Annotated in this window: 18 protein-coding genes and 2 pseudogenes; 4 read left to right on the forward strand and 16 right to left on the reverse strand. The window is 28.7% G+C overall.

Annotated elements, in window-relative coordinates:
- Positions 1 to 124 precede the first annotated feature (124 nt).
- A complete protein-coding gene (locus tag LLF98_RS00475) occupies positions 125 to 655 on the forward strand; it encodes a ferritin family protein (protein WP_291699738.1) in 531 nt (176 codons plus the stop codon).
- Between the two features lie 261 nt (positions 656 to 916).
- Here the strand turns inward: LLF98_RS00475 and LLF98_RS00480 are convergent, their stop codons facing one another.
- The 3 genes from LLF98_RS00480 to LLF98_RS00490 all read right to left on the reverse strand — a co-directional run bounded on the left by LLF98_RS00480 (position 917) and on the right by LLF98_RS00490 (position 3,257).
- Positions 917 to 1,573, reverse strand: coding sequence for a 4Fe-4S binding protein (locus tag LLF98_RS00480; protein WP_291699740.1), 657 nt, complete (start codon positions 1,571 to 1,573; stop codon positions 917 to 919).
- A gap of 272 nt (positions 1,574 to 1,845) precedes the next feature.
- Positions 1,846 to 2,172, reverse strand: coding sequence for a cupin domain-containing protein (locus tag LLF98_RS00485; protein WP_291699742.1), 327 nt, complete (start codon positions 2,170 to 2,172; stop codon positions 1,846 to 1,848).
- An 89-nt stretch (positions 2,173 to 2,261) separates the two neighbouring features.
- Positions 2,262 to 3,257: a bile acid:sodium symporter gene (locus tag LLF98_RS00490; RefSeq protein ID WP_291699744.1), complete on the reverse strand. Its 996-nt coding sequence runs from the start codon at positions 3,255 to 3,257 to the stop codon at positions 2,262 to 2,264.
- A 271-nt stretch (positions 3,258 to 3,528) separates the two neighbouring features.
- On the opposite strand from LLF98_RS00490, the gene LLF98_RS00495 reads away from it, so the two are divergent.
- Positions 3,529 to 4,203, forward strand: a complete 675-nt coding sequence (locus LLF98_RS00495; RefSeq protein WP_291699747.1) for a Crp/Fnr family transcriptional regulator — start codon at positions 3,529 to 3,531, stop codon at positions 4,201 to 4,203.
- Here LLF98_RS00495 and LLF98_RS15370 read toward each other — a convergent pair.
- The 5 genes and pseudogenes from LLF98_RS15370 to LLF98_RS00520 form a co-directional block, all read right to left on the reverse strand.
- Entirely contained in the window at positions 4,196 to 4,309 is a 114-nt protein-coding gene (locus LLF98_RS15370; RefSeq protein ID WP_366512054.1) for a YetF domain-containing protein, read from the reverse strand. The two genes, LLF98_RS00495 and LLF98_RS15370, sit on opposite strands and share 8 nt — an antisense overlap.
- A 300-nt stretch (positions 4,310 to 4,609) precedes the next feature.
- Positions 4,610 to 5,170: a cytochrome b5 domain-containing protein gene (locus LLF98_RS00505; RefSeq protein ID WP_291699748.1), complete on the reverse strand. Its 561-nt coding sequence runs from the start codon at positions 5,168 to 5,170 to the stop codon at positions 4,610 to 4,612.
- Positions 5,171 to 5,334: 164 nt separating this feature from the next.
- On the reverse strand, positions 5,335 to 5,598 hold the full coding sequence (locus LLF98_RS00510; RefSeq protein ID WP_291699750.1) for a YetF domain-containing protein: 264 nt from the start codon (positions 5,596 to 5,598) through the stop codon (positions 5,335 to 5,337).
- 391 nt (positions 5,599 to 5,989) lie between these two features.
- On the reverse strand, positions 5,990 to 6,733 hold the full coding sequence (locus LLF98_RS00515) for a ferritin-like domain-containing protein (protein ID WP_291699752.1): 744 nt from the start codon (positions 6,731 to 6,733) through the stop codon (positions 5,990 to 5,992).
- Positions 6,734 to 6,980: 247 nt separating this feature from the next.
- Positions 6,981 to 8,465, reverse strand: a pseudogene (locus tag LLF98_RS00520) (peptidoglycan-binding domain-containing protein); the annotation flags it as partial.
- Between the two features lie 94 nt (positions 8,466 to 8,559).
- Here LLF98_RS00520 and LLF98_RS00525 point away from each other — a divergent pair.
- Positions 8,560 to 9,519: pseudogene (locus tag LLF98_RS00525) on the forward strand (amino acid permease); the annotation flags it as partial.
- 44 nt (positions 9,520 to 9,563) lie between these two features.
- Here the strand turns inward: LLF98_RS00525 and LLF98_RS00530 are convergent.
- The 4 genes from LLF98_RS00530 to LLF98_RS00545 form a co-directional block, all read right to left on the reverse strand.
- Positions 9,564 to 10,679, reverse strand: a complete 1,116-nt coding sequence (locus tag LLF98_RS00530; protein WP_291699756.1) for a 4Fe-4S binding protein — start codon at positions 10,677 to 10,679, stop codon at positions 9,564 to 9,566.
- A 68-nt stretch (positions 10,680 to 10,747) separates the two neighbouring features.
- Positions 10,748 to 11,179: an SHOCT domain-containing protein gene (locus LLF98_RS00535; protein ID WP_291699758.1), complete on the reverse strand. Its 432-nt coding sequence runs from the start codon at positions 11,177 to 11,179 to the stop codon at positions 10,748 to 10,750.
- A 15-nt stretch (positions 11,180 to 11,194) separates the two neighbouring features.
- Positions 11,195 to 12,973 (reverse strand): ATP-binding protein, encoded by a 1,779-nt coding sequence (locus tag LLF98_RS00540; protein WP_291699760.1) that lies wholly within the window; start codon positions 12,971 to 12,973, stop codon positions 11,195 to 11,197.
- Positions 12,963 to 13,658 carry a response regulator transcription factor gene (locus LLF98_RS00545; protein ID WP_291699785.1) on the reverse strand — a complete coding sequence of 232 codons (696 nt, stop codon included), beginning with the start codon at positions 13,656 to 13,658 and terminating at the stop codon, positions 12,963 to 12,965. The genes LLF98_RS00540 and LLF98_RS00545 overlap by 11 nt, the downstream gene beginning before the upstream one ends.
- A 213-nt stretch (positions 13,659 to 13,871) precedes the next feature.
- On the opposite strand from LLF98_RS00545, the gene LLF98_RS00550 reads away from it, so the two are divergent.
- Positions 13,872 to 14,420 carry a hypothetical protein gene (locus tag LLF98_RS00550; RefSeq protein ID WP_291699787.1) on the forward strand — a complete coding sequence of 183 codons (549 nt, stop codon included), beginning with the start codon at positions 13,872 to 13,874 and terminating at the stop codon, positions 14,418 to 14,420.
- 191 nt (positions 14,421 to 14,611) lie between these two features.
- Here LLF98_RS00550 and LLF98_RS00555 read toward each other — a convergent pair whose 3' ends face one another.
- From LLF98_RS00555 to LLF98_RS00570, 4 genes are all read right to left on the reverse strand, one after another.
- A complete protein-coding gene (locus tag LLF98_RS00555) occupies positions 14,612 to 15,310 on the reverse strand; it encodes a SprT family zinc-dependent metalloprotease (RefSeq protein ID WP_291699789.1) in 699 nt (232 codons plus the stop codon).
- Positions 15,311 to 15,602: 292 nt separating this feature from the next.
- Entirely contained in the window at positions 15,603 to 18,677 is a 3,075-nt protein-coding gene (locus tag LLF98_RS00560) for an HsdR family type I site-specific deoxyribonuclease (RefSeq protein ID WP_291699791.1), read from the reverse strand.
- A 19-nt stretch (positions 18,678 to 18,696) separates the two neighbouring features.
- Positions 18,697 to 19,206: a hypothetical protein gene (locus LLF98_RS00565; RefSeq protein WP_291699793.1), complete on the reverse strand. Its 510-nt coding sequence runs from the start codon at positions 19,204 to 19,206 to the stop codon at positions 18,697 to 18,699.
- A gap of 5 nt (positions 19,207 to 19,211) precedes the next feature.
- A complete protein-coding gene (locus LLF98_RS00570) occupies positions 19,212 to 20,222 on the reverse strand; it encodes an AAA family ATPase (protein WP_291699795.1) in 1,011 nt (336 codons plus the stop codon).
- Between the last annotated feature and the right edge of the window lie 2 nt (positions 20,223 to 20,224).

The raw sequence follows: 20,224 nt of genomic DNA on the forward strand, positions 1-20,224 counted from the left end.
GCAGACTTAAATAAAATAAGTTGTAGAAACATAAATTATCCTTGTACTATCATTATTATTTTGGCTGCATATTTATATATATAATAAATATAATATTGTGTATTAAATTATTTAGGAGATAAATATGCACAGTGATATATCAAAACATAATAAATACTCCATAAATTTACCATATCCAGAACCAATGATAGAGATGCAAAATATAGAGTACGCTAACCTTCTTTTAAAGGACTATGCTGGAGCAGTTAGTGAATTTACTGCTATTAGTTTATATGTGTATCAACATTTTGTTAGCGAAGGCCAATATAAGGATTATGCAGAACTTATCGGTGGAGTCTCTGTTACAGAAATGAAACATTTGGAACTTCTAGGTAAGACTATTAAATTAGAAGGAATTAAACCGATGTATATTGATAATGCTTCACCTCATGGAAAGCTTTGGAGTCCTATGTATGTTAACTATACTACTTATATAATGGCAATGCTTAAGGAAGATATTAAAGCTGAAAAGAATGCAATAGAAAATTACAGATATCATATTACTTTGATACAAGATAGACATATCATTAGATTACTTGAAAGAATAATTCTTGATGAAGAACTTCATCTTAAATTATTTACTCAGGAGTACGAAAAATATAACAATTTATGTTAGCATAATAATAAAAAACAGCAATTTAAAATTTGTTCTGTTAAGTGCCTATGTACACGTTAAAATAATATAAAAAATGGGCACTTACTAAAAATTCATTCTATTTTTAATATGAGATTATTCAAATTAATATCTATTTTTCCTGTTTCCTTTATTATAGATTAATCTTTTGCAAAGTTATGCGACTTAGTTACATATGCATATAATATAACAAAAAGAGAGGGTAAACTATTTTCTAATCTCCTCTCTTTCAACTAATCATAACTATTTTATAGTGATTTTATTATATCCTATTGCTTTTTTAGGACATGCAGTTACGCATTTACCACATTGTATACAATCTGGATGGCTTAATATATTACCTTTGTAATCATAAGGAACTAATCCTAATGGACACTTCTTTTCACAAACTTTACATGAAATACATGAAGATGATACTTGTAATACATCTTTATTTTTTCTAAATTTTGATATAACTGATGCCATAGTTCCCATAGGACAGAAATTACACCAAGTTCTATGATTATAGAATAAAGATAATACTATACCAATTATAGTTGTTACAACAATTAATCTATAAAATACCATTCCTATACCATAAAGATTACCCCAGTTTTTACTTACTCCTGAAATAAATACTGTCATCATAATTGTTAGTATTATAGCTCTAAAATAATAGGACTTAAAAAACTTAGGTGGTATTCTTTTATTACTAAATTTAGAAACTACATTATCATAAAAATTTCCTCTTGGACATAGATTTCCACACCAAAATCTCCCCTTAAAGATAGATACAATTACTGGTGCTATCATACAAATAGCTGCTACCACTGCAAATCTTAAATCAAACATACCTAATACTATAAAAGCGATTAATAGTGTAAATGAATACTTCTTCCATAATTTCAAAACTTTTTCCATTATTATCCCCCTGAATTTACTATAATTATTTCATATAAATTTTATATTGTTCGAACACTTCTTCTTTATTCTATTAAATTATTCTATAATTCTCTGTAACTTTATCACGAACTATCATAAATTTTAAATATAAAAAATTATAAATTTATAGATGGTAGAACTTGAGATTTATACTCATTTTCTACCATCATATCTAATCTGCTTGTATTGTGATATCTCTAAGCTTTGTATTTGTTGATTTAATAATATCTGTGCCTAATTTTCCAACCCTTTTATTTACCTGTAAAATACCTTGGATTTGGTGCCTTTACCACAAAAAACTCTAATATTTCATCATCAAAATTATTAACATTCATTTTTATATTGTATTGAATATTTAAAGTCTGACCTTCTTTATATTTTTGAGGCTCTTGTTCTCCTAATTTTATTGTCATTGTTCCTCTAACTATAATCATATATACATTTGAATTTGAATAATGTTCAGGAAGTCCTGTTCCCTTAGTAAGAATCATGTGATTTAAAGCCAAATTATCGTTATCTACTACTTTCTCAATTAGTTTTTCATTTGTTTTGTTAAATTTATAAGTCTTTTCAATCATATATAAAATTCCTTTCAATATTAATTTGGGTTATATTATAATTTGTTTAATACTAATTAACAGTAAATATGGTTACTAATTTATTTGATTTATACTGTAGCATTCTTATAAAAAAATTTATATTTTTCATTTAACTTAACAAACCATGCTGCTGCTTGAGGTTGTATAATAAATGCTAAAGAAACCATCAGAGCTGCATTTGGCCCAAATGCAGTAGCTGCTAGTCCCATAGCAATTGCAAGGTTACGTAAAGCCGTACCAAATACAAAGGCTATAGCATCTTGAGGTTTAAATAAAACACCACCAACGAATGCTGAAATTATGTAATTAATGAAGAAAAAAGATACTTGAACCAATAGAGCAACTGCAAAAACATCCAAGTGGGAAGCTATACGTGAAGCATTCATACTAATACTACTAAAAACTATAAAGACCATCCCCCATGAACTTACAGCTGGCAGATAAGGTTTTATATTTTTTTGAAATTCTTCTGCAGAATACTTTTTTAACAAAAATTTATAAGATAGTATCCCTAAAATTAGCGGAATTAAAATTACTTGTGATATTGTTACTAATGTACCTAAAATATCTACAGGTAAGTACTTTCCTATTAATGCTGAAAGATATACTGGTGTCAGCAAAGATCCTAAAATCAATCCTATGGTAGTAAGTTTAACAGCTCCTGGCACATTACCTTTAGCTAACATTGTGAAAGCAATTGTAAGGTTACTAGTAGGAAGCAGCGAGGTAATAATTAAACCAGCAAAAAATTGAGGATTATTCATTAAAAAGGTTTTTCCTAATATATAGGCTATTAAAGGTATTATTATAAAATTTATAAATTCTGATGTTAAAAGAAGCTTTCCATGACTAAGATTAAAAACTTCATTTAGCTTAAAGCCAATCATTGTTGGATAAATCATAAGTACTGTCACTGGAAGAATAAAGTTCTTCAAACCAGAAGTATCTAATATCAAACCTGTTATAAATCCTACGATTAAGACTATTGGTATAACTGAAGCAGTATTCCGAGAAGGCATAAATAATATTTTCTTAAAAAAAGATTCTTTCTTTATAGTATTCATCTGTCTATCATTCCTTATCTTATTTAATTCCTATATAATTTCTTCTATCATATCTCTAATGATGTGCTTGACATTTTAATAGCATTATAGATTTTCTTTCTATTTTTAACTATAGATATCACAAAACAAATTATTGTGATCATCCAAATACTTAGAATAAAAATATTCATATCATTTTCTCCTTTCAGTATCTTTACTTGAATTATAATTGGTTTTAATATTATAATAAGTTACCTAGGTTACTAATTTTCAAAAAGGAGATACATTATATATGCCTAATTTCATTCCTCTTCTAAAAAGTATCGATTTGTTTAAAGAATTTACTACAGAAGATATTGATACTGTACTTAAGAAAGATTCTTATGAAATAAAAAATTATAAGAAAAACTCTGTAATATACTTTCCAAATGAGAAGTGCGTAACATTAGATATAGTAATTCGCGGAGTTATTACTGTACACGGAATTGATGACAAGGGAAATTATATTTCTATAAGTGATTTCAATATTGGCGATATCATTGGTGGCAACCTGATATTTTCCCGCAATAACTTCTATCCAATGATGATTTTATCTAAAACTAATGTGACTGTATTAAAACTAAAAAAAGACCTAGTTCTAAAACTATGCCAATATAATGCTAATTTCCTCTTTAGATTTCTTCAGGAAATTTCAGATAAAACTCTAATCCTAACAGATAAAATAAAAACATTATCCTTAAAATCCATTAGACAGTGCATTGTTGATTTTTTATTATACGAAAAATATATTCAAAAAAGTAATGTTATAAAATTAACCTTAACTAAAAAACAATTGGCAGAAAAATTTGGAGTACAAAGACCTTCTCTATCTCGTGAATTAAATAAAATGCGTAAAGATGAATTAATAGAATATGATGCATATTCTATTACAATAGTAGATGAGAATTCATTAAGGAATTCTAAGTAATAAGTTTATTTGCTTTTGGTAACACAGTCAATTCTCCATCACTCTCTATAATTGCAACTGCTACATCATCAAAACTAAATATATCTTTTTCTCTTAATTGCGCCATTAATTTATTTATAATGCTATTCTTACTGCAATAGATCCCATGGTAATTCCTACTATAAAATCAAAAAATATTATCCTTGATATCAATTTTCTCATATAGGCAATCCTTAACATAAAGTAGCTACAAGACCTGACCTACGGACAGTTAATAACCATATAATTTTCAAAATCAATTCTAAGGAAAAATTCGATTTAAAAATAATGAAAAACCACCATTTCTAGTGTAAAATTGATTTGCAAAGCCAATCTACATAAGAAAGGTGGTTTATTTATGATCAATTATGTTGATAATAATCTTAATTTACCTACTCTCATTTAATAACTGAGATATACCAGTCCTTTCCCAATCTTCCACTTGACTAGTAGCTTCCTGAAAAGTTCTTCCCTGCCCTACAAATATACTTATTAAAATAAATTTCTGAAATACATGTTGTAATTTTATTCCAGAATTAACTTCTTCTAATGCACTATTAACTAATGGAGTAATATACTGAATCCAATCATCAGGACTAAAATCATATGTATCTACTAACGCAACTCTAGTTACAGATGCAATATTCTTATCTTTAGTTACTGTAAGTATTCCAACTTTTGGTATACTACTGAGTTTTTTAATCACTCCATGATGGGAATTAAATTCATTTGTTAAATCTTTACCCGCTTTAAGATCAAAGTGAGTTCCTCCAGACCAAGCTGCTACTTTACTCAAATCATAAACTATACCTTCAACTGCCACATAAGCAGGTTTTCCATTACTTCCATCATATTGTGATAATTCCTCTAATGTAAATTGCTTTTCTTGTCTGCAATAATTATCTCCTATAACTTCACTAATAGTTTTGAATTCAAAACGCATGGACATAAATACCCCTTAATATTTCTATCTATAAAGTGTATGACTATATTAATAAAAAAATGTTCAACTATTTACTTTTCTTCAAATTAGAAATGTTACCTATTTATAAATATATAGCATTGTTAGTTTAAAGAATTTTATTATATCTTCATGATAATTTGTTGTAATACTCAATCTTTCTTTTTTGTTTTTTTTGAGACATAAAAAACATCTGCCGAATTTAAACCAGCATAGAAAACTTCCTTTGCATCAGAAACATTATGAGTATTGAGTTGCTTTTTAACCCATTGCTCATCATGATTTGTATTTTGTAAATTATCATACATTATTTTGCCATCAATAATTATGTCTGTTATTAATCCATTATATTTTGCTGCAATATTTAAGTCGCCAGTTGTAACTGGTTGTTTATTTACTTTGGGTAATACAGTCAATCAAAAAAAGTTATCCTTGATATTAGTTTTCTTCCAATTAATCGTCCTAATATTAATAGAATAATGTAAGTAGAAGTACTTCTAAGAACTATTTCAATTATTTTTCCTATCATTTCATTATATACTCCCTATGTTAATATTTTCATATATATATTTACCTCAACGTTAATATATATTCAATTTCTCGTTGAAAACTTCTCATATGATTCAACCAAAAAGAGGAGATAAACTACTTTCTAGTCTCCCCTCTTTTTCAACTAATCACAACTATTTAGCATATACTTATCTTATATTATTCAAATCATTGTCAGCATAATTATTAGCTTTTAGTATTTTAAATAATATCTCTTATTTTTTATTATCTATAACCTCAAGTTATTTTACTATTATCTTAATAATTAAAATACCTACTCATTTTACTCATAGCGAGCAGCTTAGAAGTTCCATTTTGCTCCCATTCTTCAACTTGTTCAATGGCTTCTTGAGGTTTTTTTCCCAAGCCAACAAGTACACCTGAAAGTATAAATTCTTGATATAAATGTTCAGGATTAATACCTACTTTAGCTTCCGCCAAAGCACGATTAACTAGTGGTGCAATATATTTAACCCAATCGTCTGGAGTAAATTTACTTGTATCAGTTGTAGTTGTTGCATTTTGTCTCATTAAACTTCCATTTATAGATGAATTTTTCATGGTACTATTTAATGTAAATAGATAATTATATTTTGAAGCATGTCTTAATTCATCAGTAATTATATCAAATAATACGTCTCTATATGGACCAGGAAGCATTCTTCTAATAGTTCTATACCTTTCTACTGCTGCTAATTCTCCAAATAAAGCTCTTTTAATACCATCTAAATATGATTCAGGTTTTTCAAAAGCTTCTTCTTCACCTGCTGGAAGATTCTCTCCTGTCAAATCTTCATAAATCATTCTAAATATTCTATTATGCCTACGCTCATCATCTCTTATAGATGATATTATTGTCTTTTCATCAGTAGTAGGTGCCTGCCTAATAAGGTAATCATAAAACAATTCATCTTCTCGTTCTCCTTGAACTGCTTTTCTAATGTCATTAAGCGCAATCTGTAACTGCTCGTCATTAATCATTGGCTTATTTTTTTGTTCCATAACTCCTATTGATTCTCCTAAAAATAATTAACTCACTTATATTATATTAATTTAATATTTTTATGTTCATTTTTCTATTTTAAAAATATAACACAAAACATATATATTCTAAATTTAAATATATTAAACTTACTGCATAAACTAGTCCTTAAAACGATGATACTGAATTCTTTCCACATGTTTTCAAAATAAATATGTGAACAAAAATAGCAGCTCATTCTAATCGAACTACTATTTTTAAAACTATCTAATAATAAAACTTTGGAATATTCCTTTTATCATCTAATCCTTGTATAATTGGCGGTATAAATTCACGTCTTCCTTTAGCCCTACTTGATTCAGTAGTTTTAAGTTCTGCGAGTTTAGTTACTCCAACATAAACATCTGATATCTTATACCATGTTGCATAGTCAACTATGCCTGTTTGTGGCAATGTGAATATTTGCTGAAATGTTTTTACTGCCTTTTCTGTCTTTGGTCCATATATTCCGTCTTCAACAACTTTAGGGATTAATGGATAATTTCTTGCAATCCTATTTAATTGACCTTGAATTGCCCTTACTGCTGGTCCAGATGATCCAATAATTAGCTCTTCTCCGGGATATGACATTGGACTTCCAGCAACTTTTTCAGCTGTAGTTAATTCAATGTCATTTCCATAATAATGTGTTAATATATCATATGGTCCCAAACCTTGAGTTCCTAATTGTTGACTTCCCCATTGACTTAACCATTCCGGGCAGGTAACACTCTTTCCATCACAGTATTGAGAAAAAAGCGGTTGTTTCTTCCCAATTCTTCTTATATAAGTAGAAAAAATTTCATCTACAATTTGACTTATATTATCATAAATGTTTCTACCATAACTAAATGCCTGATCATAAGCAGTAGAGCTCGTAACATCAAAGTTTTTACCTTTTCCTCTGTACCATTCAGTAAAAATTCTATTTAATGTAAAAGATACAATGCAAAAAATATTTGCCCTCAATGCTGAATTATTCCAAGTTGAATATATTTCGCATGAAGCAACATTTTTAATATAATCTTTAAATGGTACTTTATAGTTTGGCGCTGATGGATCATTTGGTCCGCCTTGATGCACAATAATATATTCTGGAACTATAGGCGTAGGCAATACAACACCTGAAGTTGGCGGTGGTAATGGTTTATCTACCTCTTCTGGTATTTTAGGTGGAAAATTTCCGTATAGCGTATTCTGCTGTATATCTATAACTTCCTGCCTCATATCTCCTCTTCCTAGGCTAACCTCCAAATTACATATTTGATATGCAGTTTGTGTAGGAAGCACTTGACATCCCCTTATTAATATTGGTTTAAATCCATTCCTTTCAACAGTTATATCATATAAACTATACGGCATCTTATCGTTATATATATTTAAGGAATACTCCAATGGTGGTGTTGCTAACTCTATTTCCTGTGTTAATCCTACCGAATCAGTAACTAAGTCAATGATTCTTAAACTTTCAGCTCCTTCTGTTGCCTTTACAGTTATCTTGGCTCTATCAATTGGAATATAATCACTACCTCTAAAGCATTGAATTTTTAATCTACCTGTTCTGTTCATGAGATTTACATTACTTTCATTCTCCATATTTTCCCTCTTTATATTTTTTCTTAAGATATTATATTTATTTGATATAACATTTGCTACTGACGTACTTTGGCAATTTATACTTCCTCTAGTTAAAATAGAACTCAAATCACTTTCATAAAATCAAAAATCCTCCTACAAAAGTAGGCGGATTGATATAAAAGAGTTTTGAGGAAAGCCTTGAAACTCAAACCTTGACGATTGCTGAGAGATGATTTTGTACTTAGGAGGGATTTATTTGAAACAAAAAAATTGCATAAATGATACTAAAAATGCATCTAAAAATCATTTAAATGCATATAGTTTGGCAGGCATTGGTATTGGAGGGATAATTGGAGCAGGTTTTTTTCTTGGTTCAAGCTTGGCAATTAATCAAGCAGGTCCTTCGGTAATATTGGCATTTTTATTTGGTGGTTTGATTATGTCTCAGGTACTTGGTGCAATGACAAGTATAAGTATAAATAGACCTGTGAAAGGTTCTTTTCGTGTATACACAGAACAATATCTTGGTAAATTCATGGGATTCTTACTAGGATGGGCATTATTTACTTCTGGAATTTTATCATTAGGCTCTGAAGCAATTGCAACAGGGATATTTTTAAAATACTGGATTCCTAATATTTCATTATCTTTATTTGCCTTAATTTCTTTAATTATAGTAATAGGAATAAATAGACTTGGTACTAAGCATTTTGGATACATAGAATCTGTAATATCTGTTATAAAAATTATTATTCTAATTATTTTTATAGCTTTAGGAATTTATATAATTACTAAAACTAATATTTCTATAAAACAAAATCCCTTTAGTAGTTTTGCTTCATTTTTTCCAAATAAAATTTCAAGTTTCTTGCAGTCAATGTTAATAGTAATCTTTACCTATGGCGGAATTAGCACAGTTGCTATGGCCACCTCTGAAGTAAGACGGCCTTGCCTTGAAATACCTAAAGCAACAATACTTATGACACTTGGAATTGTATCCTTATATGTACTTTCTATGTTTGTTATTATTTGTACAGTTGATTGGAATTCAATCAATACTGGTGTATCCCCTTTTGTTCAAAGTTTTAATAATATAGGCTACAGCTGGGCTTCCTCTTTAATAAATGTAGCCATATTAATATCTACCTTTTCTGTTATGATAGGAACTTATTACGGGTGCGTTCAGATGCTAACATCCCTAGCTCAAGCAAAAAAAGCCCCTGACATTTTGAATTATTTTAATTTTTCTCTAGCTCCTTCAACATCAAAATCAGGAATGGTATTATTGATCTCTTTTAATTTAGTTTCTTTTGGAATAGATGTAGGTAAATCAAGTTTTTTATACACTTCATTTAAATCCATTTTTAAGCCTATTGATAATTCCTCTAAAGTCATATAACCTTTTATTTCTTCCGTTGTAATTTTTGTTTCAGAAGTTATAGGTGGTGGTGTAAGCTCATATATTCCCATAAGTTTTGTAATTCCTATTCCTCCAAAGAATATTACAAATACAAATAGTGCAATAAATACTGGTTTTATTGATTTACTTTTAACCTTAAATTCTAATGTATTATTTTTAGGACAAGAAAGTATACAACTTTGACAATTAATGCATTCAGCAGATTTTATTTCTTTAAGCTCTGAAACTTTAATGTTAACAGGACAGTTTTTATTACATAAACCACAATTAATACACGTATTTTCATTTCTTGTGATCTTTGATGGACTTAATTTTGAAATCATCCCATAAAATGCTCCCATAGGACAAAGATATTTACAAAAAAATCTATCATATAACAAAGATCCAACTATAGTAACTATTAGTATAATAAGTGCAATTGAATATTCTTCAATAAGTGATTCCATTCCTGCAGACATATGCCCATATGCAGCCCAAGGATCATATGGATTCACCCATAATCCAGCAGTCTTCCAAGCCAAAAATATTGTAAGTATAAATATAACGTATTTGAGATATCTCAATAGCTTGTCCACACTTATCGGTACAGTAAATCTTTTCTTAAATAATTTTATCCCTATAAGTCCAAAGAATTCTTGAAGAGCTCCGAAAGGACAAATAAGTCCACAAAAACTTCTTTTAAAAATTAATGCTATTATCAATGTTATGATAAGAATAATGAGAGTTCCTGAAAATATCTTTTGTATAAATGTTCCTCCAAATATTAAGCCATATAATGATTCCAAGCCTCCATAAGGACATAATGCATGTATGGATGGAACTTTTCCGCCTCCTAGAAGCTGATGAAGATATGCTTCTACAGTACTATGTATCAAAAATATTGCTAGTAAAACATAACGTATATTTTTTAATAATTTATTATTTTTCATGTATCTTCCCCCTAATACTTTTTAATTTATTTCAATTTATCTGTTTTTATAACTTTATAGGCTCTCTATTATATTTTGCTACCCATTCTAGATTTAAATTCATCATAGGATAGTTCTCCCTTTGCAAGTTTTTCTTGCAATGAATTGTTAATATTATTACTTTCAATTTCATTTTTAATATTTAAAAATTCCTTGGTGCCTATGGAACACTTAGCATATCTTTTAAGAAGTATAGTTGTATAAGTATTGGAGTATTCTGTATCTTCAATAATAGCTTTTCTTTCTATATACTCATCAGCATTAATTATACCTACAGCATATTTTTCTTTAAGAATATCAATTAAACTTATTACAAATGGATTTTCTCTTTTCTTATTTCTTATTAATATAAATACTAAGGCAACAAAAATTATTAAAATAAATATTAAGATATCTGAACCATAAAATCCATATCTATTATTGTAACCATACCCATTTCCCATATGATATCCATGTCTCACTAAAATCACCTCCGCTTATATAATTAAAAATGAAATAGTTATTGTTGTGCCTTTTCCTAAATCACTTTCTATTGAGACATTTCCATTTAAAACTTTTACTAACCTTTTTGCTATCGAAAGTCCAAGTCCAGTTCCACCTACATTGGAAACTCTTGCTTTATCTGCCTTATAGAATCTTTCACCTAAATACTGAATTTCATCTTTAAGTATACCTATTCCATTATCTTTTATAGCTATATAAATATTTTTGTTATCCGTATATGTTGTTACCTCTAAAACACCTTTATTTTCAGAAAACTTAATTGCATTATCTAAAAATATGATGATTAGCTGTTTTAATTTATCATAATCACTTAATATGGTAGGTAAATTACTTTCCAAAGATAATTGCAAATCTATAGCCTTACCACGTATTAAAGGTTTAAGGCTTCTAGTAGTATCATTAATGAGCATATTAACATCCATTTTATTAAACTCAACCTCTAATTTTCCTGATTCCAATTTACTTAAATTAAGCAAATCTTTAATCATTCTTTCAAGTCTATTTGTTTCTTTAATAAGTGTAGTACAGGTATCAGGTATATACTCTGGCTTTGTCATTCCATCCAAAATTGACTCTAAATTACCTTTTATAATTGTTAAAGGAGTTCTAAACTCATGAGAAACATTTGAAATAAAGTCTTTTCTCATTTGCTCAAGTTTTTCTTTTTCACTTATATCTTGAATAAGAATTACACCACCTATAATCTCATTTAAGTTACTCTTTATGGGAGACACTGAGAATTCCAATATTTTTCCTTCATGCTCCCTTATAATTAATTTTTTATCATTGATGGATATAGCAGAATTAAATTCTTGAATTATATTTAATTCTGATAATATTTTAATTATTTCCATATTATCTTTTACCCTTTTATTTGAAAGAAGATTTATAGCCGCTTCGTTTATATTTATAATTTCAGAACTTCTATCCAAAGCTAAAATTCCCTCGCTCATACTCGTTATAATATTACTTAATTTATTTTTTTCTTCAAAAAGCTCACTAATAATATACTTAAGCTTTAAAGATAATAAATCAAAAGAGCTTGATAATTCTCCTATTTCATCTTTTTGATATATGTTTGTTTTTATTCCATAGTGACCTCTTGCTAATTCCAAGGCAGATGAATTAATTTTCTTTATTGGTCTAGAAATATTCCTAGAAAAATAATATCCTAATAATCCTACAATAATTATTTCACCTAAAACAGCTAAAATTAAACTTATAAAGAATTTGTTCATAGAATTTAATAAATCAGTCATTGAAGAATTAAGAATTACAGCTCCTATTATGATTTTATTCTCTTTTATCGGCACTGCTATTGTCATCATGTCCTCATTATAATAAGGATTATAGCCTTCATCATATGCTTCTGTTCCCTCTAATACTTTGCTATTAACATCATTATATAAATCCTTTACCTCTACATTATTAACGTAACTAATGTTATCATTAGTATCTGATGCAGTTATAATACTTTTATCTGGATTAAGTATCCAAAGTTTTGCATTATCAATATCATTTAATAAGTGTACAATTTTCACAAACTCTATATTATTTGAACTATTACCTACATATGGTTTAATCGTTTCTGAAATTGCTAAAGCATGTTTCTTCATATTATTCTTTTTAACTTCATAAATATTATTTCTAAATATATTTAAGGCAATAATTCCTATAAAAAGTGTTGAAACTACAACAATAGCTAAAAAGCCAAGTGTTAATTTAAAAGTAATATTTTTCTTAATCTTCATCTTCCACCTCGAATTTATACCCCATGCCCCAAACAGTTTTAATATCCCAGTTATACTGACCCTCAAGGTCAAGTTTAGCTCTTATCCTTTTTATGTGAGTATCTACTGTTCTAGGATCTCCAAAGTAATCTATTCCCCATACATTATCTAGAAGATCATCACGCTTAATAATATTATTAGGAGAGCTTGCAAGCATCCATAAAACTTCAATTTCCTTTTTGGTAAGATTCATAGATACTCCATCTAACTTAACAGAGTAATTATTAATATCTAATTCAAGTGTTGAATATTTAATTATTGACAACTTATTATTTAGAACTGGAGTAATACGTCTAAGGACTGCATTTATCCTTGCTACTACTTCCCCAGGGCTAAAAGGTTTTATAATATAATCATCAGCACCAGAATTTAATCCTAGTATCTTATCTGCATCCTCACTTTTAGCAGTTATCATTATAATAGGAGTATTTGATTCCTTTCTGATTCTATTGCAGACTTCAATTCCATCCATTAATGGCATCATAATATCAAGTAGAATTAACTCCGGCTTATAATGTTTAAATTTTAATAGTGCTTCTTCTCCATCTAGAGCAAAAATCACATTAAAACCTTCCTTTTCTATATAAGGTTTTAAAATTTTAATTATTTCCATATTATCATCAGCAATCAGAATATTTTTACTCATTTTCATCACCTCGCATCTTTTATTGATGTGCCCATGGCAAAATTATATCATTAACTGTAGCTAAAATTGTGTCCTATTTGTGTACTTTTATTTCACAATTAAGACACTTTTACATATTAGAAATGATTTATTATTAGGGTGTAGACAACATCAAACTAAAAAAACAGTCTAACAAACTTTTACATTAACTTAAAATTCAAGGAGGAATATATAATGAAATCAAAGAAATTAATATTAGGACTTACTATGGCTATTACAATGGGATTAGGTGTGACTGCCTATGCAGCTAGTACAGAAATAACAACAACATCATCAACTGCTACTCACCAAAGAGCTGGACTTGGAAGAATTACAGGAGTAAGAGGTTATGATTATGTAGAATCAATATTAAAGAATAACCTTGGTATGACAGATGCAGAAATAACAGCGGGGCTTAATTCTGGAAAAACAATGTATACTTTAGCAGAAGAAAAAGGAATGACAGAAGATCAATTTAAAGCAGCTCTACTTGAAGAAAGAAATAAAGCTGTTGATAAGGCAGTTGCAGATGGAACTATAACAAATGAAGAAGGTGTTTCACTAAAAGAAACTTTAAAAAATAATCTTGATAATTGCACAGGAATACCAAGACAAGGAAGAAGTATAGTAGGAACTGACCACGGTGCTGGAAGAGGTAATGGACAAGGTGCTGGGAAAGGACATATGTCAACTACTGGTTCTAGAGGCTTAGGTAACTGCTATTTTGATTATACTTTAGAATAAATACTATAGAATGATAATATCAAAGGGGCTGTCGCACTAAACAATTAGTGCACAGCTCATTTTTGTGCAAAAAAATAGATCCCAGATTCTATAAATCTGAGATTTATGATAAAATATTTTTTATGCAAACCAAAAATATTTTATAAAAAGATTATATAATGAATCAGAAGTTTTATCAATTAAAGCTTCCATTATCCTAACGACTCAAGTATAAATTTGTTTAATTCATCTCTAACAATTCTCCAATTAGGATAATATTTATCCATTAGTTCTTTAAACTTTTCATTGTGTGTTCTTTCAATTAAGTGTATCATCTCGTGAACAATAACATATTCCAAGCAGTTAGGTGGTCTTTTTACAAGTTGTAGATTTAACCAAATCCTACTATCTTCTTGGTTACAGGTTCCCCATTTAGTTCGCATGATTCGTACACCCCATGCTTTAACTTCTACACCTATTATTGGCTCCCATTTTTTTATTAATTCTGGAATCCTGTTTTTTATTTGATTTCTATACCACCTATTTAATATTCTTTCTCTTTGTTCTAATGTAGTTTCTTTTTTTACATGGAGATTTATATATCTTTTATTTTCTATTTCTACTTTGGAATATCCATTGTGTTCTATTATTCTAAGCAAATATCTTTCTCCCCATAAATAGTAACTTTCACCAGAAACATATTCACGTTTCGATTGTCGTTCTTGGGAAATAAATTTTTCTTTTTGTTTTTTTATCCAACTAAGCTTAGACACAATTAGTAAACGAATATTTTCATCTGTAGTATGAATAGGTGCTGCCACCCTTACTCTTCCATCAGGAGGATATACTCCTAGATGGATATTCTTAATATGTTTTTTTAAAACCTGTATCTCTATACCATTTACTATCATAAAGTTATGCCTTTCTATTAAGGTATATTCAAAAAATAATAAGTCAGCATGATAGTCTATTTCCCGTCATGGAAGCTCGACTCGCATACACTTCCTGAGTAAGCGATTCACTCAGAATCACAGATTGCACTGTGTGAAAGTTCGAGAAGCCAAATATAAAATTTGGACTCTCACTTTTGGCTCTCTGCTTATCAGCATTTTTACCTAATAGACTCGCTATGAGGCAAAAATACTTCCTTGTCTGACAGGAAATATACATCACATCATAGACTTATTATTTTCCTTCATATGCCTAATACTCATTTTGCTGTACTATAATTTCATAAATCTTTTCAAATAGTTCATCATCTTCTATGTGTTTTTTTATTAACTTTTTAACTTTTCTTTCTTTCATTGTATTGCCTCTCCAACTATCAGGACTATATGAAACAATATCTTCATGTAAGTTTTCGGCAATTTCTTCATCTCCAATATTATCAAAAAGTGCTCTTAGTGCAGGAGATTTTTTCATTGATTCAGAATACTGTGATGAATTTTCAGGATGCTTAGACTTCTTAGTAAGATCAGCTATTTTATCAAGGTATTCTTTATAGTTAATTACAGCTTCTTTTCTTTCTCTTATTATTTCATCTAATAACTCCGACATTTTTTCGAAATATTTTGGATTAGTTGGTGTTTCATCTATAATTAATTTTCTAACGTTATTTTCAATTGTTTCTGCAACTGTTTCCTTATTTTTCTTTATATCATTTGGTAAGCTATCAACAAACTCTGCACCTTTACTAACAACAATATCTATAAGCGACATATCATCAAAAGCTGATATAACTTCACTTTCCTTTGCATCAATATAAGTATCGATTAAATGTCTCATAGCTGGCTCATATGCTTTTAAATCTATATAATCACCACTTGCTAATTTGACTTCAGAACGTATTTTTTCATAATAGGTAACTTGAGTTTTTATCATCCTAGCTTCATCTGGTGTATATCCTGCCTTAATCATTTCATTAGCTATATTGGAATATGCTCTTATAAGTGAAGATACCATTTTATATAATGCAACCCTTTTAGATTCATTTTCTTTTAAGTCTTCCCTATTTTCAGTATTTCTAGCACAGAAATATTTAATAAACTGTTGTGTTTCCCTTGGATATTCAACTGGTTCACAAAGAGCTTGTACACTTTCTAATGCTTCATCTAGTTTTTCTTTTGCGAGTGTTAATCTATTTTTAAGTAATCCTTCTACATCTGACTTTTCATACTTATCAAATGCATCTGTAGTATAATCACCCATTGCACTTTCAAGGCTATTAAATAAGTCTTTATAATCTATAATATATCCAAATTCCTTATCTTCTCCATCTAATCTGTTTACTCTACATATAGCTTGGAATAATCCATGATCTCGCATACTTTTATCAATGTATAAGTAAGTTGCTGGAGGTGCATCAAATCCTGTTAATAGTTTGTCTACTACTATTAATAGTTTCATTTGAGCAGGCTCTTTAATAAACTTTTCTTTTACTTCCTTTTCGAACTCTTCTGTTTTTTTACCATTGAGCATTTTATTATATATATCATATTTTTTTAGTTTTTCTGTTGCACCTTCATCTCCAGTAGTTTCACCTTTTATGTCATTAATATTTGGTGTATATGAAGTTACTATTGCGCATTTTTTAAATCCATGGCTTAAAAATATTTCATAGTATTTACATGCTTCATAAATACTACCTGCTACAAGCATTGCATTTCCTCTTCCATTTTGCAAACGATCTTTTGTTGCCATGTCAAAAATTATATCTGCTGCAATTTTTTCAAGTCGTGATTTAGAACTAAAAACACTCTGTAATGTACCCCAACGTTTTTTAAGCTGGGCAAGCGCAACATCTGTAAGTCCACTAGTTTTAGAATCGAACCATTGGTCAATTTTAGCTTGTGATGTTATATTTTGATCTACATCTCTTGCTTCATATCTTAAATCTAATACTACTTTATCTTTAACTGCCTCATCAAATTTATACTTATGGATATAATCTCCAAATACTTCTCTGCTGCTTTGCTTATCTTCTTTTAAAAGAGGAGTACCAGTAAAACCAATAAATAATGCATTAGGTAATATCTTTTTCATAGCTTCATGCAATTTTCCTGATTGGGTTCTATGACATTCATCTACAAAAACATATAAATCTCCTTTAGCTGAAAAGTCTTTAGGTAAATTTAATTTCATTTCTTCTAAGAAATCATCATAAGCCTTGTCTTCTTTTTTACCAAACTTGTGTATTAAGGAGCATATTAATCTTGGTGTTGTAGCATTCAATTTTTCAATTAAGTCTGCACCACTTATGGTTCTATAAATATCTTCTTCTACACCTTTATATACTTTTTCTATTTGCTCATCCAATTCTTCTCTATCTGTAATAACAAGAACTCTGGCATTATTCTTATTTTCCATTATCCATTTTGTAAGCCAAACCATAGTTAAACTCTTACCACTACCTTGAGTATGCCAAATGATACCACCTTCACGTTTTTTAACATTAGCTTGAGCTGCCCTTACACCAAAATATTGATTAGGTCTACATGCTTTTTTTATACCTCTATCAAAAACAATGAAATCATGAATTATTTCTAGAAGCCTTTCTTTATTGCACAATCCAATTAAATGTTTGTGTAATAAATTTTCGGTATTCTCGCAAAGTTTTTTCACGTGAACAGAAACATTATCTTCAGCTTCTTTATCTTCTTTCCAGGTAAGGAAATACTTTTCAGAAGTTTTTATAACTCCATATTTTACCCCTTGAGTATCATTCCCCGCCATAACTAACTGAATAGTATTAAAAAATGATTTTATAAAAGTATCTTTTTGATTATCAAGATTTTGACGGATACCTTCAGATATAGAAACTGTACTGCGCTTTAGCTCAATGATTCCTAAAGCTATTCCATTAACATATAAAACTAAATCAGGTCTTTTAATATTATTTCCTTTTACAGTAACCTCTTCTGCTATATAAAAATCATTGTTAAGCGGTTCATCAAAATCAATAAACTCAACTGTTTTAGGCTTATCACTACTACTAAGTTTTTTTCTAACTCCATACCTAAGCAATGTGTAAACTTCTTTATTAACTTCATACAAAGTTTTAGATTGATTTCCCGCTGTTTTTATTAATTCAGCTATAGCTAAAGTTATAAGTTCAGTATCATAACCTTTTTTATTTAAATATAATCTCAATAACTTTTCATTAATATTAGTATTTTCAAACTCTTTCAAGTTACCTAAATAACTATATCCTAGCTTTTCAACAAACAAGTTAATAACATTATTTTGAGTAACACGTTCTCTTTCCCCTACCCCACTCATATTCATCGCTTCTTTCAACTTATATTTCGTCTATATTGATTTCTTTAAATCTTTCTTTCCATTCATCAATACTAAGCACTTCAAATTTTGAAAGCATTTCTCTAACAATACTATCCTCTTTTAAATTCAATGGTAATTGCTTTCCTATTTTTATTCTTAATTGTTTTCTTATTTTAGCATCCATAATTGGTGCTTCTATTAATAGCACATATATTATTGGAAATTCATCTTTATTTCCACCAGTTGCCCAAAGCATCATTAAGCTATCATAATATTTCTTTGCGATATTTTTATAAAACTTCTCTGGATCTCTCTTTATTTTATCAACAAATGCATTAGGATTAACTGCATCTTTAATATTAGCATTCTTATATTCTAAAAAAATTATGTTATTATTGTATTCTGTTATAAAGTCTACGTCATTTAATTTCATTTTATTAGCCAAATCATGTAATTCCATAACATATTTGCAATTAGTAAAATCAAACTTAAATTGATTATTTTCATCAGTTACTATTTTTGATTCCATAAAATTTACTCCTCAAAGTTTCCCTCAATTACCTCATCTAATAGCTTTGCATCAGCTTCAATAATTGAGTTGTTTTTAAGCTCACCAAAATTCTCTTCACTTTGACACTTAACACCTTGTTCTGTTTTATATAAACTATGGAATAAAACTTTATCATTGGAATTTCTCTTTATTTCAAAATATTTAGCAAAATTATAACTATGGGTTGCCAAAAAGATTTGTACGCCACATCTCTGCAATTCTATCAATATATCAACTAATATTGGCATTAATTCTGGATTAATATTAGCCTCCGGTTCATCCCAAAATAAAATTGTCTCATTATCAATTAATCCATTTCGTATAAGCTTCCACAAAAGAGCAAACTTACGAATACCTTCAGCTTCAATTGAAAAATCTATTTTACTGCCATCGTTCTTAACTACATAAAAATTATCATATTCACAAACTACTTCCCCATCAATTACTTTTGAAAGTATTTTTAAAATTTTCTTATTAATTTCAGATACATCCTTAGCTTCTGGCAATTCAGCATTTGTAATAATATCTACATAAGTTTTATCAAATGGCATATCGTATTTATTATTTAATGCTAAAAATCCGTTTGAATGAGATAGTATTTCTTTTGCTGGTATAAAAATATCATTAATAGCAAAATCAATGTCCTTATATCCTGAACCATCACCGGCTAATTTCATACCTTCATGTTTTATAATCACATATTTTGCATAACTATCTTTTAAATAATTTACTGTTATCGATGTTTCTTTATCTATACTGCTTTTATCTCTAACTAAATCCATTGAATTTACTTTGAAATAAGGCTGAGATATATCATATGCTCCATTACTTTTATTCACATTATTTGCACTTTCACAAACTCCATATACCCCCTTTAATAAATGAGTTTTTCCAGTACCATTATTTCCAATTATGATATTAATGCCTAAAGATACATCTAATTCAAAATCATCAAATACAGTAAAATTCTTTATATTAACACTTTTAATATTCATAA

Origin of the sequence: Clostridium sp., from assembly GCF_021372645.1 — a bacterium.
GTDB lineage: Bacteria > Bacillota > Clostridia > Clostridiales > Clostridiaceae > Clostridium.

Coding starts and splice junctions, on each gene's coding strand:
- LLF98_RS00475 (WP_291699738.1), top strand. CDS start 125: ATGCACAGTGATATATCAAAACATAATAAATACTCCATAAATTTACCA.
- LLF98_RS00480 (WP_291699740.1), bottom strand. CDS start 1,573: ATGGAAAAAGTTTTGAAATTATGGAAGAAGTATTCATTTACACTATTA.
- LLF98_RS00485 (WP_291699742.1), bottom strand. CDS start 2,172: ATGATTGAAAAGACTTATAAATTTAACAAAACAAATGAAAAACTAATT.
- LLF98_RS00490 (WP_291699744.1), bottom strand. CDS start 3,257: ATGAATACTATAAAGAAAGAATCTTTTTTTAAGAAAATATTATTTATG.
- LLF98_RS00495 (WP_291699747.1), top strand. CDS start 3,529: ATGCCTAATTTCATTCCTCTTCTAAAAAGTATCGATTTGTTTAAAGAA.
- LLF98_RS15370 (WP_366512054.1), bottom strand. CDS start 4,309: ATGGCGCAATTAAGAGAAAAAGATATATTTAGTTTTGATGATGTAGCA.
- LLF98_RS00505 (WP_291699748.1), bottom strand. CDS start 5,170: ATGTCCATGCGTTTTGAATTCAAAACTATTAGTGAAGTTATAGGAGAT.
- LLF98_RS00515 (WP_291699752.1), bottom strand. CDS start 6,733: ATGGAACAAAAAAATAAGCCAATGATTAATGACGAGCAGTTACAGATT.
- LLF98_RS00530 (WP_291699756.1), bottom strand. CDS start 10,679: ATGAAAAATAATAAATTATTAAAAAATATACGTTATGTTTTACTAGCA.
- LLF98_RS00540 (WP_291699760.1), bottom strand. CDS start 12,973: ATGAAGATTAAGAAAAATATTACTTTTAAATTAACACTTGGCTTTTTA.
- LLF98_RS00545 (WP_291699785.1), bottom strand. CDS start 13,658: ATGAGTAAAAATATTCTGATTGCTGATGATAATATGGAAATAATTAAA.
- LLF98_RS00550 (WP_291699787.1), top strand. CDS start 13,872: ATGAAATCAAAGAAATTAATATTAGGACTTACTATGGCTATTACAATG.
- LLF98_RS00555 (WP_291699789.1), bottom strand. CDS start 15,310: ATGATAGTAAATGGTATAGAGATACAGGTTTTAAAAAAACATATTAAG.
- LLF98_RS00560 (WP_291699791.1), bottom strand. CDS start 18,677: ATGAGTGGGGTAGGGGAAAGAGAACGTGTTACTCAAAATAATGTTATT.
- LLF98_RS00565 (WP_291699793.1), bottom strand. CDS start 19,206: ATGGAATCAAAAATAGTAACTGATGAAAATAATCAATTTAAGTTTGAT.
- LLF98_RS00570 (WP_291699795.1), bottom strand. CDS start 20,222: ATGAATATTAAAAGTGTTAATATAAAGAATTTTACTGTATTTGATGAT.